The 15,462-nt window shown below is 66.0% G+C and carries 12 protein-coding genes; 8 read left to right on the plus strand and 4 right to left on the minus strand.

Features of this window, described 5'->3' with window-relative positions; genetic code table 11:
* The first annotated feature begins 160 nt into the window (after positions 1-160).
* The 3 genes from ptsP (at position 161) to ACH49N_RS01880 (ending at position 4,479) form a co-directional block, all read left to right on the plus strand.
* Positions 161-1,828 (plus strand): phosphoenolpyruvate--protein phosphotransferase, encoded by a 1,668-nt coding sequence (gene ptsP, locus ACH49N_RS01870; RefSeq protein WP_317764603.1) that lies wholly within the window; start codon positions 161-163, stop codon positions 1,826-1,828.
* Between the two features lie 69 nt (positions 1,829-1,897).
* Positions 1,898-3,226, plus strand: coding sequence for a solute carrier family 23 protein (locus ACH49N_RS01875; protein ID WP_358270399.1), 1,329 nt, complete (start codon positions 1,898-1,900; stop codon positions 3,224-3,226).
* A gap of 110 nt (positions 3,227-3,336) precedes the next feature.
* Positions 3,337-4,479 (plus strand): acyl-CoA dehydrogenase family protein, encoded by a 1,143-nt coding sequence (locus ACH49N_RS01880; protein ID WP_250763847.1) that lies wholly within the window; start codon positions 3,337-3,339, stop codon positions 4,477-4,479.
* Between the two features lie 76 nt (positions 4,480-4,555).
* Here the strand turns inward: ACH49N_RS01880 and lexA are convergent, their stop codons facing one another.
* Positions 4,556-5,311, minus strand: a complete 756-nt coding sequence (gene lexA / locus ACH49N_RS01885) for a transcriptional repressor LexA (RefSeq protein ID WP_159926339.1) — start codon at positions 5,309-5,311, stop codon at positions 4,556-4,558.
* Between the two features lie 311 nt (positions 5,312-5,622).
* Here lexA and ACH49N_RS01890 point away from each other — a divergent pair, with 311 nt between their 5' ends.
* Positions 5,623-6,216, plus strand: a complete 594-nt coding sequence (locus tag ACH49N_RS01890) for a LysM peptidoglycan-binding domain-containing protein (RefSeq protein WP_358270397.1) — start codon at positions 5,623-5,625, stop codon at positions 6,214-6,216.
* Positions 6,217-6,396: 180 nt separating this feature from the next.
* The gene (nrdR, locus tag ACH49N_RS01895) at positions 6,397-6,861 is read left to right on the plus strand and encodes a transcriptional regulator NrdR (RefSeq protein WP_109335162.1); all 465 of its coding nucleotides are present in this window, start codon (positions 6,397-6,399) and stop codon (positions 6,859-6,861) included.
* Positions 6,862-6,876: 15 nt separating this feature from the next.
* Here the strand turns inward: nrdR and hrpA are convergent, their stop codons facing one another.
* The gene (hrpA, locus tag ACH49N_RS01900; protein ID WP_358270396.1) at positions 6,877-10,767 is read right to left on the minus strand and encodes an ATP-dependent RNA helicase HrpA; all 3,891 of its coding nucleotides are present in this window, start codon (positions 10,765-10,767) and stop codon (positions 6,877-6,879) included.
* Positions 10,768-10,906: 139 nt separating this feature from the next.
* On the opposite strand from hrpA, the gene ACH49N_RS01905 reads away from it, so the two are divergent.
* Positions 10,907-11,971, plus strand: a complete 1,065-nt coding sequence (locus ACH49N_RS01905) for an alpha/beta fold hydrolase (RefSeq protein WP_159926342.1) — start codon at positions 10,907-10,909, stop codon at positions 11,969-11,971.
* Between the two features lie 13 nt (positions 11,972-11,984).
* Here ACH49N_RS01905 and ACH49N_RS01910 read toward each other — a convergent pair whose 3' ends face one another.
* Positions 11,985-12,368: a VOC family protein gene (locus ACH49N_RS01910; RefSeq protein WP_358270394.1), complete on the minus strand. Its 384-nt coding sequence runs from the start codon at positions 12,366-12,368 to the stop codon at positions 11,985-11,987.
* A gap of 153 nt (positions 12,369-12,521) precedes the next feature.
* Between ACH49N_RS01910 and ACH49N_RS01915 the strand changes: the two genes are divergently transcribed.
* Complete coding sequence (locus ACH49N_RS01915) at positions 12,522-13,886, plus strand: MFS transporter (RefSeq protein WP_358270392.1); 1,365 nt, start codon at positions 12,522-12,524, stop codon at positions 13,884-13,886.
* 61 nt (positions 13,887-13,947) lie between these two features.
* Positions 13,948-15,180 (plus strand): aspartate aminotransferase family protein, encoded by a 1,233-nt coding sequence (locus ACH49N_RS01920; protein WP_208961388.1) that lies wholly within the window; start codon positions 13,948-13,950, stop codon positions 15,178-15,180.
* Here ACH49N_RS01920 and ACH49N_RS01925 read toward each other — a convergent pair.
* Positions 15,177-15,446 (minus strand): hypothetical protein, encoded by a 270-nt coding sequence (locus ACH49N_RS01925; protein WP_201453470.1) that lies wholly within the window; start codon positions 15,444-15,446, stop codon positions 15,177-15,179. The genes ACH49N_RS01920 and ACH49N_RS01925 overlap by 4 nt on opposite strands.
* Positions 15,447-15,462: the final 16 nt, after the last annotated feature.

Raw genomic sequence — 15,462 nt, forward strand, 5'->3', positions numbered from 1 at the left:
CGGGGCGAAGTCCGATATGGTCCGCATCACACGAAATGTTGTGTCATGTTGTTTTACGCCCGACTGTGTTGACATGTCAAGAGTTGAGAGTAATCTCCGTCACAGAGTTGATGCGTGTGCGAACCACGCGATGACTGAACCGACCGGCCAGGAGGACCCGATGACCGAGAACCGTGAAATCGTGCGAGGTACCCCGGTGGTGCCGGGCATCGCCTATGCGCCGGTCATCTGGCCCGCCGCTCGACCTGAGGTCACCAGCGGACTGCCGAGGGTGGACGAATCCGGGCGCGACCAGGAGAAAGTTCGCTTCGAGGAAGCTGCAGCGGTGGTCGCTCAGCGCCTGCGCGATCGGGCAGCCACCGTATCGGGAGCTGCTGCGGAGGTCCTTCAGGCCAACGCGGCCATGGCGGCAGACAGGGGATGGCTGGGCGCAGCTCAGAAGCTGATTGCCGGCGGGGCGCCCGCCGAAGAAGCAGCCTCTGAAGCAACCGAGCAGTTTGCGGCGCTGTTCACCAAGATGGGTGGGCTGATGGCCGAACGCGTGACCGATCTGCGCGACATCCGCGATCGGGTCGTGTCGGAACTCCGGGGTCTACCCGAACCAGGCATTCCCGTTCCCGACGCGCCGTCGATCCTGTGCGCGCGGGATCTGGCTCCAGCAGACACCGCAGGTCTCGACCCCGCGTCGATCGTCGGACTCGTCACCCTGCTCGGGGGGCCGACCAGCCACACCGCGATCATCGCGCGGCAGCTCGGCATTCCGTGCGTGGTGGCAGTACACGATCTCGAGTCGGTTCCGGCAGGCACTCCCGTGCTGCTCGACGGTGCGGCAGGCGAAGTGGTGGTGGAGCCGGATCCGGCCGAAGCGCGGGCCGCGGTCGAGCACGGCCGAGCGGAGCGGGCGAGGATTTCGACGTGGTCGGGTCCGGGGCAGACCAGCGACGGCCGACCCGTATCGATCCTCGCCAACGTGCAGGATGGCGCCGGCGCCAGATCCGCACGGGAGACCGCCGCCGAAGGCGTCGGCCTCTTCCGCACCGAACTGTGCTTCCTCGACCGTGATTCCGAACCCGGTGTCGACGAGCAGGCGGACATCTACGCGGAGGTGCTCGAGGCGTTTTCCGGTCGGAAGGTAGTGATCCGCACCTTGGATGCCGGTTCGGACAAGCCGCTGCGCTTCGCCACTACGGCAGACGAGGCCAACCCGGCGCTCGGCGTCCGGGGAATCCGCATCGCGGTTCAGAACCCGGGCATTCTCGGTAGGCAACTCGACGCCATCGCTGCTGCGGCGAAACAGACTCAGTCACAGCCGTGGGTGATGGCACCGATGATCGCCACCACCGCGGAGGCCGAGAACTTTGCGGCCGAGGTCCGGGCGCGGGGTCTGACCCCCGGCGTGATGATCGAGGTACCGGCCGCGGCGCTGCTCGCGGACCGCCTGCTCCGGCACGTCGACTTCCTGTCCATCGGTACGAATGACCTTGCGCAGTACACGATGGCTGCCGACCGCATGTCCTCCGAACTCGCGGCGCTCACCGATCCGTGGCAGCCTGCGGTCCTCGACCTCGTCGCGCGCACCGCTGCGGCGGGACTCGCGGCCGGGAAGCCCGTGGGAGTGTGCGGCGAGGCAGCAGCCGATCCTCTTCTCGCATGCGTGCTGGTGGGGCTCGGGGTGACGTCGCTGTCCTGCGCAGGTGCTGCGGTGTCCGGCGTTGGCGCCAAGATAGGCACGGTGTCCCAGGAACAGTGCCGTCGCGCCGCCGAGGAGGTACTGGCCACCAGCGATCCCATGGAGGCGCGGAACGTCGCGGCTCGGGTCTTGGGCTGACGACGCTTGCCGTGTCGTTTCGGGCCCCACGGCGCGAAATTTGCAGATCGTCCCTACTATTGGCCAACTGTGACGAGAAGAGAAACCGACGCCTCCGACGGCCCTGTCGGAGGGGGTTCCGACCGGGCCGCCCCCGCGAAGGCCTTCGGGTGGACCCTGCACGGTGACGGTAGGCGGATTGCCGATGGAGAGGTCGTTGCACCTGCCGAGCGTTTGACCTGGCCCCGTACGGTCGGGATCGGGATGCAACACGTCATCGCGATGTTCGGTGCCACCCTCTTGGTGCCGACGATTACCGGCTTCCCGGTCACCACCACGCTGTTGTTCTCGGGGATCGGAACGGCGCTCTTCCTGCTCCTGACCCGCGGCCGCATTCCCAGCTACCTCGGTTCCTCCTTCGCATTCATCGCCCCGTTGACGGCATCCCAGGCATCCGGTCCCGCCGCCCAGCTCGGCGGGGTGGCGGCGGCGGGTGTGCTCCTCTTGCTGGTCGGCGTGGCCGTGAAACTGGCGGGCTCCCGGGTGATCGACGCGGTCATGCCGCCCGTCGTCACGGGCGCTGTCGTGGCGCTGATCGGGCTCAATCTCGCTCCGACAGCGGTCGATTCGTTCGAGTCACAACCCCTCATCGCGGGCGTGACCCTGCTCGCGATTCTTGTCGTCACCGTTCTCGGACCCGGATTGCTCGGCCGCCTCGGGATCCTGGTCGGCGTTGTCCTCGGCTGGATCTTCGCGGCGATCACCGGGGGCCTCGCCGACGAACGCGTGACCGCCCTGCGCGATGCAGCCTGGTTCGGAATGCCCGAGTTGCGGGGGCCCACGTTCGAATGGTCGGTGATCGCGCTGACATTGCCCGTCGTCATCGTCCTCGTCGCCGAGAACGTCGGCCACGTGAAAGCGGTGTCCGCGATGACCGGCCGATCACTCGACGACGTTGCCGGCGACGCACTCGTCGCGGACGGACTCGCCACCACCCTGGCGGGATTCGGCGGTGGCTCCGGCACCACCACCTACGCCGAGAACATCGGGGTCATGGCCGCGACACGGGTCTATTCGACCGCGGCGTACTGGGTTGCTGCCGCCACGGCCGTGGTCCTGGCATTTTCCCCCAAGTTCGGTGCCCTGGTCTTCACCGTCCCGAGCGGTGTCATCGGCGGCGCGACTGTGGTGCTGTACGGGCTCATCGGCGTCCTGGGTGTCCGCATCTGGATGGAGGCGAAGGTCGATTTCACCGACCCGGTAAATCTGACCGTCGTTGCGGCGGCGCTTGTTGCCGGCATCGGGGACCTCACGCTGACGATGGGCTCGGTGGAGCTCGGCGGAATCGCCTGGGGTTCGATCGGCATCCTCGTCGCCTATCCCGTCATGCGGTCGCTCGCGAGGTTCCGCAGGTCCTGACCGAACCGGATGGGTCACGAATCGCGATCACCTGGGTCATTCTCCGCTGCGTCCGCCACCTCTACCGTCGAACGAGACGTACCCGAACATGTTTGATATGAGGAGTCGGCGTGGAGCGCACCCTGTTCGAACCGGAGCACGAACTGTTCCGGGAGTCGTACCGAAAGTTTCTCGCCCAGCACGCCGAACCCAACCATGCCAAGTGGGAAGAACAGAACATTGTCGACCGCAGCGTGTGGGTCGAGGCCGGTAAGCAGGGCTTTCTCGGTATGGCGGTGCCGGAGGAGTTCGGCGGCGGCGGTGTCCGCGACTTCAGGTACAACGCGATCATCACCGAAGAGACCACGCGCGGGGGATACAGCGGCATCGGCTTCACACTGCACAACGACGTGGTGGCCCCCTACCTGCTCGAGCTCTCCAACGAGGAGCAGAAGCAGCGCTGGTTGCCCGGGTTCGCCTCCGGTGAGCTGATCACGGCGATCGCCATGACCGAACCCGGTACCGGCAGTGATCTGCAGGGAATCAAGACCCGTGCGGTTCGTGACGGCGACGACTGGGTTCTCAACGGTTCCAAGACCTTCATCACCAACGGCATTAACGCAGACCTCGTGATCGTCGTCGCGTGTACCGATCCCGACAAGGGCGCGCAGGGATTCAGCCTCCTCGTCGTCGAACGGGGCATGGAGGGTTTCGAACGCGGCCGCAACCTGGACAAAATCGGCATGAAGGCCCAGGACACCGCGGAATTGAGCTTCACCGACGTGCGTGTTCCGGCGGCGAATCTGCTCGGTGAGGAGGGAATGGGCTTCCTCTACCTCATGAAGAATCTCCCGCAGGAGCGTCTGTCGATTGCCGTGGTGGCCGCGGCGGCCATGGAGTCGGCGCTGGAGATGACGATCCAGTACTGCCGCGACCGGAAGGCCTTCGGCAAGTCCATCGGCAGTTTCCAGAACACGCGCTTCGTACTCGCCGAGCTCGCTACGGAGACAACAGCTGTACGCGTGCTCGTCGACAAGTTCATCGAACTGCTCAACGACGAGAAGCTCTCCGTCCAGGAAGCCGCCATGGCCAAGTGGTGGACCACCGAAGCCCAGGTCCGGCTCATCGACCGGTGCCTGCAGCTGCACGGTGGGTACGGGTACATGAAGGAGTACCCGATTGCCAAGGCCTACATGGATTCCCGTGTGCAGACGATCTACGGCGGAACCACGGAGATCATGAAAGAGATCATCGGTCGGGGGCTCAACCTCTGACCCGGTCAGCGACATCTCGAGGACACGGAAGAGCCCGCGGCGTGTGCCGCGGGCTCTTCCGTGTGAGGACTGCCCTCTAGATCTTGCGCATCACGGTGACGACCTTGCCCAGGATCACTGCCTCGTTGCCGGGGATCGGCTCGAACAACGCGTTGTGGGGCATCAGCCACACCTCGTTCTTCGTGCGCTTGAAGGTTTTTACCGTGGCCTCGCCGTCGATCATCGCGGCGACGATGTCACCGTTCTCCGCCACGTTCTGCTGACGCACCACCACCCAGTCGCCGTCGCAGATCGCCGCGTCGATCATCGACTCACCGACCACCTTCAACAGGAACAACGACCCTTGGCCCACGAGTTCGCGGGGAAGCGGGAAGACGTCCTCGACAGCCTCCTCCGCGAGGATCGGGCCACCTGCGGCGATTCGGCCGAGAACCGGCACGAAGGTCGGCTCCGGTAGCGGTGCGCCCTCGACACCGGTAGGAACCGCGGCCAAGGGGGCGGTGGTGGCGCGGGCAGCATTGCCCGCATTGGCAGCGTTCGCGGCGGCGCCTGCGGCGACCTCGTCCACACCGCGCACGTCGACGGCGCGTGGACGATTGGGGTCGCGGCGGAGAAAGCCCTTGCGTTCGAGCGTGCGGAGTTGGTGGGCGACCGACGACGTAGAGGTGAGGCCCACCGCGTCGCCGATCTCCCGGATGCTCGGCGGGTAACCCCGTTCGTTCACGGACGTCCGAATCACCTCGAGGACGCGGCGCTGCCGATCGGTCAACCCGGCGGCGGTGCCGCCGCTCACCTGTGGAGCCGAACCGTCGGTCGAGCTGTCGTCCTTCATGGCGAGGGGCCTCCGTTTGTCGTGTCGATCTTCTGCCGTGCGGATGTGGATCGTGTGGTGTGGGTCGTGCGGATCCACTCGAAAATGGGTCGTATGTGACTGTTGTTTCGTTGCCTCGAATCTATCTCGGTTCCGCCGCAGTATCAAACACCTGTTCGACCGTGTCGTGCACGTGTTCGACCGCGAAGGGAAGACTTTGTCGGACCCGCGTGGTAGAAATCGAACATGTGTTCTTTCGAACGCGTGATCGAACACCCGGCAGACTCCCACGCCTGGCGGGACGGAATCGGATTCGAGCAGCGGAGGTCCCGATGAGCAACGCAGTTCTCCATCGGCAATCAGTTCTCCATCGGCAATCAGTACTGAACGGCCGAAACGTGGATGGCCAGGCCGTCCTGGATCGGCAGGCACTCGGCCCGCGCGCGGTTCGGTCGGGCGCCGGGTCACGCGTCGTCCGCTCGCGTGGGGGGCGGTCGTACCGGACACGGCCCCGCCGACGTTTCGTCGAGGGTGACCGGCGTTTCGTCGAGGGTGACCTTCGCCGTCCCGCAGCCGGAACGGTCGCCTACGGCACCCGGTCACCCATGTCTCGGGCCGAGCACGCGCATCGGGGAAGCGACGTGGGTTGGCGGATGGTCCTGGCAAGCATCGCGATCACGGCCGCAGTTCTGTTGGGGCTCGTGGGAGTGGCGCAGTTTGCCACCGTCGACGACATGGGGTCGTCGGGCGCGACCGAGGTCGTTCAGGTCCGGGAGGGCGACACTCTCGCTGCCGTGGCCGCGACTGTCTTACCGGACCGTCCTGTGGCGCGGGTCGTCGAACAGATCATGGAACTCAATGCCATGTCGGACTCCGTCGTGCATCCGGGGCAGACGTTGATCGTTCCTGCGTCCGGCACCCGGTGATCGTGGTGGCTCTGCATGCCTCCGCCGATCGACAGACGAGTAGTCTCGAATGCTGTCAGTCCCACCACTTCGTGTGGTCGCGTCGAGATCGTGCATCCGCTGCGTGAATCCGTATTCGTCGGTTCGCCATCGGGGGAGGCGAAAAGCCGCGGCCACGACGGCTACGACGAAGGAATCGCCATGCACTGCCCGTTCTGCCGGCACCCCGATTCACGTGTGGTCGATTCCCGGGAAGCCGACGAAGGTCAGGCCATCCGCAGGCGACGCTCGTGCCCCGAGTGCGGCCGCCGGTTCACCACCGTGGAAACCGCGGTCCTCTCGGTCGTCAAGCGCAGCGGTGTCACCGAACCGTTCAGTCGGGAGAAGGTGGTGCGCGGCGTTCGGCGCGCCTGCCAGGGCCGCCAGGTCGACAACGACGCACTGAATCTTCTTGCCCAGCAAGTCGAAGATGCCGTGCGGGCCTCGGGTTCCGCGGAGATTCCCAGCAACGAGGTCGGGCTCGCCATCCTGGGTCCCCTCCGGGATCTGGACGAGGTCGCGTATCTGCGTTTCGCGTCCGTGTACCGCTCGTTCAGTTCGGCGGAAGATTTCGCGCGCGAAATCAAAGAACTACGCGCTCATCGCGAGTCCCGCGAAAGCGAATGACACCCGATTCGGCCATCAGCGCACCTTCTGCATCGCGCTGAGAACCCGCTTTTCGGACACCGGTATCGGTGTCCCGATCGTCTGGGCGAACAAGCTGACTCGGAGTTCCTCGATCATCCAGTGGATCGCGTCGATGTCGGGCGAATGGTGCCGCTCCTCCGGCAGCGTTGCCAGCATGCGTTCATATGCTGCATATACGCGGTCGAGGACGTCCATTCCCTTCCGATCGCGGGGTGCACTGCCGGGGAGCGATTCGAGGCGTGCGGCGGCGGCGGAGAGATACCGAGGTAGCTCACGGAGCCGCGCGGATCCGGTCTCGGCAACGAATCGAGGAAAGAGCAGCGCCGCGCGCTGTTCCCGCACATCGTCGGCAGCCTCCCCGGTGGCCCGTTCGAGAACCACGGCCAGTCGGTGATCAGATTCCAGAATCGGCAGGACGAGGCGTAGCAGAATTGCGACCTCGCGGGCCATCGCCGCTCGCGCCTCGGCGACGAGCGCGTCGAAGTCACGGGGAGTGCGGATCGGCGCCCCGTGGGCGGCGATCAACTGGTCAGCCGCGGCATTGCGGCAGTCGTCGATCAATGCGTCGAGGCTGCCGTCCGGATTCTGGCCGAGGGTCAGCCGCTGGGTGTTGCTCAGCCCGGAGACGACCGTCTTGGCCTGGGTCGGTACGGCGGCCAGGAGGAGCCTGCGGGTTCCGGCGCGCATCGCCGCCCGTTGCTCGGACGGTGTGCTCAGGACACGGACGGCGACACCGTCGCCCTCGGGAACGAGGGCGGGATAGCCGGTGACTTTTTGCCCGCCCAGTTCGCGGGTCACCGTCGGCTCGAGGGAACCGAGCGTGTCCGGCGTCCAGGTGAGCGCAGGGGGCCGCTCGGAAGCGGAGGCCGCCTTCGCGACTTCCTTCTGCACGCGGGGAGCGAGGGACGTGCGGAGCGCCACCAGATCCTTGTCGCGGCCCAGAACGGTGCCCTTCTCGTCCACGGCCGCGAACGTCATGCGTAGGTGGTCGGGGAGTGCCGCGACATCGAAGTCCTTCGGATCGATGCGGCATGCCCCGAGTCGCGACAACTCCCGAGCCATCGCTGTGACGAGCGGTTCGGAACGCGGTTTCACCGCCGCGAGGGCCGCTGCCGCGAAGTCGGGGGCCGGAACCACCTGCCGGCGTAGGGTTTTGGGGAGAGTCTTGATCAGGGCCGTCACCAACTCGACGCGCATGCCGGGGACGAGCCAATCGAAGCCCACCGGCCGGAGACCGGCGAGCAGGGCGATCGGGATGCGAGCGGTGACGCCGTCGTCCTGGTTCCCGGGCTCGAACTGGTAGGTGAGCGGGAACTGCATGTCTCCCTGACGCCAGGCGTCGGGGTAGTCGCCGCCCAGCACGACGGCCGAATCGGCGTTGACGACCGTCGACTGGGTGAAGGTGAGGAGGTCCGGCGTGGCGCGGCGGGCCACCTTCCACCAGGAGTCGAAGTGGCGGGCTGACACTGCCTCGGCGCCCACACGCCGATCGTAGAATTCGAACAACGTGTCGTCGTCGACGAGGATGTCGCGGCGACGCGCGCGATGCTCGAGTTCCTCGACATCTTCGAGCAGTGCGCGGTTGGCGTGGAAGAATGTGTGCTGAGTTTGCCATTCGCCCTGGACTAGTGCATGGCGGATGAACAGTTCGCGGGACGTTTCGGGGTCGATGGCAGCGTAGTTCACCGCGCGCCGGGCGACGAGGGGGATTCCGTACAACGTCACGCGTTCGTACGCCATGGCGGATCCGCGCTTGGACGACCAGTGCGGTTCGGAGTAGGTGCGTTTCACGAGGTGCGGCGCGAGCTTCTCGGCCCACTCGGGTTCGATCCTCGCGGACATGCGCGCCCACAACCGAGAGGTCTCGACGAGTTCTGCGGCCATCACCCACCGCGGGGGCTTCTTGAACAGGCTCGAACCGGGGAAGATGGCGAATCGGCTTCCACGCGCACCGAGGAAGTCGCGCTTGTCGCCCTCGCGAAGTCCGATGTGCGACAACAGTCCCGCCAGCAGCGATTGGTGAATCGCCGCCTCCCCGGCGGTGGAGGTACTGCTCACCTCCCAGCCCAGTCCGCGGGTGATCTGGCGGAGCTGACCATGGAGGTCCTGCCATTCGCGGATGCGGAGCCAGTGAAGAAATTCGTTGCGGCACATCTTCCGGAACTGGTTGGAGGACAGTTCGTTCCGTTGTTCACCGAGGTACTTCCACAGCTCGAGAAAGGCCAGGAAGTCCGAGTTCTCCACGGCGAAACGGGCATGTTTCTCGTCGGCCGCCTGCTGAAATTCGGCGGGACGTTCGCGCACGTCCTGGATCGACAGGGCGGAGACGATCACGAGGACTTCGGCGAGGCAGCCGTTCCGGTGCGCCTCGACGAGCATGCGGGCCATGCGAGGGTCCACAGGAATCTGGGCGAGTTCGCGTCCGACCGGGGTCAGGACGGGCTGCTCCTTCTGGGTGGACTGCTCGATCGCGCCCAGCTCTTCGAGCAGGCCGATGCCGTCCCGGATCGCGCGCGGATCGGGCGGTTGGACGAACGGAAACGCGGCGATGTCACCGAGACCGAGGGCGGTCATCTGCAAAATGACGGATGCGAGATTGGTGCGAAGAATCTCCGGCTCGGTGAACGGGGGCCTGGACTCGAAGTCTTCTTCCGAGTACAGCCGAATGCAGATGCCGTCCGCGACGCGTCCACAGCGACCGGAGCGCTGGCGGGCGGAGGCCTGGGAGATCGGCTCGATCGGAAGACGCTGCACTTTCGTGCGCACCGAATAGCGCGAGATGCGGGCAGTTCCCGGATCCACGACGTAACGGATGCCGGGCACGGTCAGGGACGTCTCGGCGACGTTCGTCGACAGGACGACCCGACGTCCCGTGTGGGGAGTGAACACCTTGTGCTGTTCCGCCGCGGAGAGTCGCGCATACAACGGAACGATGTCGGTACCCCACAGTCGTCTGTCCCGCAGCGCGTCCGCGGTGTCGCGGATCTCCCGCTCGCCGGACAGGAAGACGAGGATGTCGCCGTCCCCTTCCGCCGACAGTTCTTCGACGGCTTCACACACCGCGTCGACGGGATCACGATCGAAGGTCTGATCGCCCACTTCGACGGTGAGAGGGCGGTAACGCATCTCGACAGGGAAGGTCCGCCCCGACACCTCCACGATCGGTGCGGGCACGCCGTCGACGGCGAAGTGCTCGGCGAACCGCTGAGGGTCGATCGTGGCCGAGGTGATGACGACCTTGAGGTCGGGTCGCCGGGGGAGTAGCTGGCGTAGGTACCCCAGGATGAAGTCGATGTTCAGGCTGCGCTCATGAGCCTCGTCGATGATGAGGGTGTCGTACCGGCGGAGCATCTTGTCGCGCTGAATCTCGGCGAGGAGGATGCCGTCGGTCATCAGTTTGACGAGTGTGCCGTCCGACACCTGGTCGGTGAACCGCACCGTATAGCCGACGGTCTCCCCGAGTTCGCTGTGTACCTCTTCGGCGATCCGTTCGGCTACCGTCCGTGCTGCGAGCCGGCGGGGCTGCGTATGCCCGATGAGCCCGCGTACCCCGCGGCCGAGTTCGAGGCAGATCTTCGGAATCTGCGTGGTCTTGCCCGAGCCGGTCTCACCCGCGACGATTACCACCTGGTGCTCCGAGATGGCGTGCGCGATGTCGTCACGGCGCTGGCTGACCGGAAGCGCGTCGGGGTAGTCGATGCGGGGAACGCTCGCCCGTCGGCGCTCGAGGCGGGCGCGGGCGGTCGCGATCTCGTCCGAGACGCCGGCGAGCGCCTGGGGCGTGCGCGCTCGGTCCAGTCGCCTGCGGAGCCGGTGCTCGTCGCGCAAAGTGAGTTCGCCGAGGGAGTTCTTCAGATCTCGCCGGCTCGGTGCTGTGATGGACATGCTGAGCTACAGCCTAGCCAACGCGGTCGACGAGCCGACGGCTCGGGCGTAGCGGCAGGGGCAGGTCGTCACCACGCGCTATTCTCCAGGACGACCAACGTCAGACGCGTACCCCGATATCGGCAACGGCTGGGAGACTATGTTCGACGAGTTCGCAGGTGAGAACTTCGACCTGCTCAGCCGCGACCGCGGCAGCGTCGTCGCGGCCGACGATGGCGTTCCGCTGGCCGTCCGCGAGGTCGGTCCCGAATATGCGCCGCTCACCGTGGTCTTCGTGCACGGTTTCTGCAACCGGATGACCGGCTGGCATTTCCAGCGCGTACACCTCGAAGAGGTGTGGGGACCGACGATACGCATGGTGTTCTTCGATCTGCGTGGGCACGGCAATTCAGGTGTGCCGCGACGTGAGACCTGCACGATTCCGCACCTCGCCCGGGACATCGACGCCGTGATCCGGGCACTCGTCCCCGAGGGGCCGATCGTGCTGGTCGGGCACTCCATGGGCGGAATGGCGGTGCTCTCCTATGTCGGCCGGCATCCCGACCTGATCGGTTCCCGGGTGGTGGGGGTCGGACTGATCGCGACCGCGGCGGGTGCACTGGGGGACGTCGGCCTCGCGCGGACCCTCAACACGCCGGTGGTCGCCGGATTCAGCACGGCGGCACGTGCCCTGCCTCGCGTAGTCCAGGGTGGCCGGGGCGCGAGCAAGCGCGTGCTGGCGCCGATTCTGCGGTCGGCGTCGTTCGGTGATCGTCGTATCAGCCCGGCCATCGTCTGGCACTCCGAACAGATGATCAACGACACACCCCTGAAGACGCTCGTCGATTTTCTGCCCTCGTTCAAGAACCACGACGAAACCGCCGCGGTGCCGCTCCTCGAACCGGTTCCGACTCTGGTGCTGTGCGGCGACAGGGACCTCCTGACGCCGTTCCGGTATTCGAAGGCGATCGCCGAGCAATTGCCGGAGGCAGAACTCGTCAGGGTGCCCGGCGCAGGACACATGGTGCACTTGGAACGGGCGTCACTGGTCTCGGAGGCGCTCGATCGTCTCGTCACGAGGTCGGTGGAATCGCTGCCCGCACCCAGTGCCTGGCGGGACGCCGTGCTGCTGGTCACCGAGCATCCGTGGATCGACACCGCTCGTCGCCGGGTGGCGGCATGGGGGCGGGTGGTCCGGCAGCGGGTGTCGCGGTCTCTTCGCTGATCGAAGGGCGTCGCTATCCGCCCACATCGTCGCCCTCCGGGTGCGGGGGAAGAACGCAGAACTCGTTGCCCTCCGGATCGGCGAGCACCACCCACGGCACCCTCGAATCGTTGCTCAGCAGCCGGGCCCCGAGCGCGAGGAGTCGTTGCACCTCGGCGTCCTGCGTGCGCGACGACGGGGCGATGTCGAGGTGCAGTCGATTCTTGGCCGCTTTCTCCTCCGCGACGGGTTGGAAGAGCAGCGTCGGAAATCCCGGTCGATTCGCCTCGACGTAGGTGCGGCCGTACGCGTCGTTCCACTGGCGGGTCGACGGATAGTCCAGAGCCTCACACCAGAATTGGGCCAGTGAGTGCGCGTCGCGGCAGTCGACGGCCACGGCGATGATGCGACTGTTCATCCCGGTCGACTACCCGTCGATGAGTCGGCGCACACTGCCGCTGGTCGAAGCTATCGGCGTCCGCGGACACGGTGGCAATCGGCAAAGTGGCGACAACATCCGCCACTCGGGACACAATGGATTCACCTGACAGCGGCCTCGAGGGGGCGGAACATGGCATACGAGAATCCACCAGCCGACCAGGATGCCCTGCCGCCAGGAGTTCTTCGACGCGCAATCGCGGCTTCGGCAATGGGCAACGCCACCGAATGGTTCGACTACGGCGTGTATGCGTTCACGGTGTCGTATATTTCGGCGTCCTTCTTTCCCGGCGACACCGGCTCTGCCACGTTGTATGCCCTGCTGGTGTTCGCTGTCTCCTTCGTCGTGCGACCCCTCGGCGGGCTCGTCTGGGGCCCGCTCGGTGACCGTCTCGGCCGCCGTCAGGTTCTGGCGCTCACCATCCTGCTGATGGCGGGAGCGACGTTCTGTGTGGGACTTGTTCCCGGATACGACGTCATCGGATTCTGGGCACCCTTGTTGCTGGTGCTTCTTCGCATGATCCAGGGTTTCTCCACCGGAGGTGAGTACGGCGGCGCGGCAACCTTCATGGCCGAGTATTCGCCCGACCGGAAGCGAGGATTCTGCGGTAGTTTCCTCGAATTCGGCACGCTCGGGGGCTACGCGCTGGGCGCCATCGTGGTTCTGACGGTGGAGCTGGCGTCCACCGAACCGTTCATGGAGACCTGGGGATGGCGCATTCCCTTCCTGATCGCGGGCCCGATGGGTCTGATCGGCCTGTACCTGCGCACCAAACTCGAGGAAACACCCGTCTTCCGCGAACTCGACGAGGAAGGGGCGATCGAGGAGGGGGCCGCGACGGAGTTCAAGGATCTGGTGACGGAGTACTGGCGGCCGATGTTGCTGCTCGCCGGTCTCGTCGTCGCTCTGAACGTCACCAACTACACCTTGCTCAGCTATATGCCGACGTATCTGGAAACCCAGATCGGTTTGTCGTCCACCGCGTCGTTGACGCTGTTCATCGTCGGGCAACTCGTGATGATGGCGGTGATCCCGTTCGCGGGCGGGTTGTCGGACCGATTCGGACGAAAACCGTTGTGGTACGTCTCGCTCGTCGGTCTCATCGTGCTGGCGGTGCCGATGTATCTGCTGATGCGCCAGGGATTCGCCTGGGCAATCTTGGCTTTCGCCGTCCTGGGGTTGTTGTATGTGCTGCAGCTGTCGACGATCTCCGCAACGTTCCCGGCGATGTTTCTCACGCACGTGCGCTTCGCCGGATTCGCCATCGCCTACAACGTGTCCACCTCGCTGTTCGGGGGAACGGCGCCTGCCGTCAACGAACTGCTGATCGAGTGGACGGACAACACGCTGATGCCCGCGTTCTACATGATGATCGCGTGCGGGATCGGTCTCGTGGCGCTCTACTTCGTGGCCGAAACGGCAGGAGCCTCCATCCGAGGCCGGGGGCTGCCGGGAATCGACACGGAACCGCATCCCACCGCCTACGCCGAGAAGTAGGCGGGCGAGATCCCTGCCCGGCGACATGGCATAGTCGCCTCGGAGTGGGGTTCACGAAGGGATGATCATGGCGTCGGCACTGTGGCACGGCTTCGCGGATATGGGCGCGGTGGAGGAGAACGGCGCGTTCGTCGTCTCCCGCGGCGACGGCGCGTACATCTGGGACGATCAGGGTAACCGCTACCTCGACGCCACCGCAGGTCTGTGGTTCACCAACGTCGGCCACGGGCGCTCGGAGATCGCGGACGCTGTGGCGGACCAACTTCGGACCGTCGCGCACTTCTCGAATTTCGGCGATTTCGTCCCCGCAACCACGGCAGCACTCGCCGACCGGCTGGCCGCGCTGGCTCCCGTGCCGGGCAGCAAGATCTTCTTCACCTCCGGTGGATCCGACTCCGTGGACACGGCAGCCAAACTGGCGCGCCGCTACTGGCACGAAATGGGCAGGCCCGACAAGACGATCGTGGTCGGCAGGCAGAAGGCGTACCACGGCATGCATGTCGCGGGTACCGCTCTGGCAGGAATCCCCGTCAACCGGGAGGGCTACGGCGAGTTGATGGCCGACGCCGCGACCGTGGCATGGGACGACGCCAAAAGTCTCCTCGAGCTCGTCGAGAAGGTCGGCGCCGACCGGATCGCGGCGTTCTTCTGCGAGCCGATCATCGGCGCGGGTGGCGTGTACCTGCCGCCGGACGGTTACCTCACCGAGGTCCGGGACATCTGCCGTGAACACGACATCCTGTTCGTCGTCGACGAGGTGGTCACGGGCTTCGGGCGAATCGGCGGCGACTGGTTCGCGTCCACGCGGTTCGGTCTCGAACCCGACATGATGACCACGGCGAAGGGCTTGACCTCCGGCTACGTCCCCATGGGAGCGGTCTTCATCGCACCCCGGGTGGCGGAGCCCTTCTTCGCGGGCGGTGTCTGGTGGCGTCACGGATACACCTACGGTGGTCACGCGGGCGCGGCGGCCGCTGCACTTGCCAACCTCGACATCATCGAGCGGGAGAACCTTCTCGCGGAGTCGAAGCGCCTCGAGGCTTCGTTACATCGGCACCTCGCACCGCTCGCCGACCACCCGCGGGTCGCGGAGATCCGCAGCGGCCTCGGTGCTGTCGCCGCCGTGCAACTCGCCGACCCCGCGGAGGCCTTGCCCTTCGTAAAGACTCTTCGCGAGCACGGAATTTCGAGCCGTGCCGCCGGTCAAGGTGCGATGCAGATCTCACCCGCGTTCGTCATGACGGACGAGCAGGTGGGCGCGCTCGCCGACGGATTCGGACGCGCACTCGGCTAGTGCGATCCGGGTAGCCGGCTGAGGAGTCGGTGCAGGGCGGCGGCCGAGCGAGCCCGCCAGGTAGGCGGTGTCAACGGAATCTCCTGCTTCCCGTCGCGTGCTGCGTAGGCGCGGGTGTAGCGCTCGTGGAGCCGGGCGCGGACCTCGTCCGGCGTGTATGCCTTGCGTTGCCGGTCTGCGCGGGCCGCAACGACACCGGTCGCTGCCACGCCCACCACACCGGCGAGCCCGACGAGTTTCCACCACTGTCTGCCTCGGGGTCTCATCGCCTTAGGCTAGAGC

Origin of the sequence: Rhodococcus sp. NPDC019647, from assembly GCF_044389235.1 — a bacterium.
Lineage (GTDB): Bacteria > Actinomycetota > Actinomycetes > Mycobacteriales > Mycobacteriaceae > Rhodococcus_F > Rhodococcus_F oxybenzonivorans.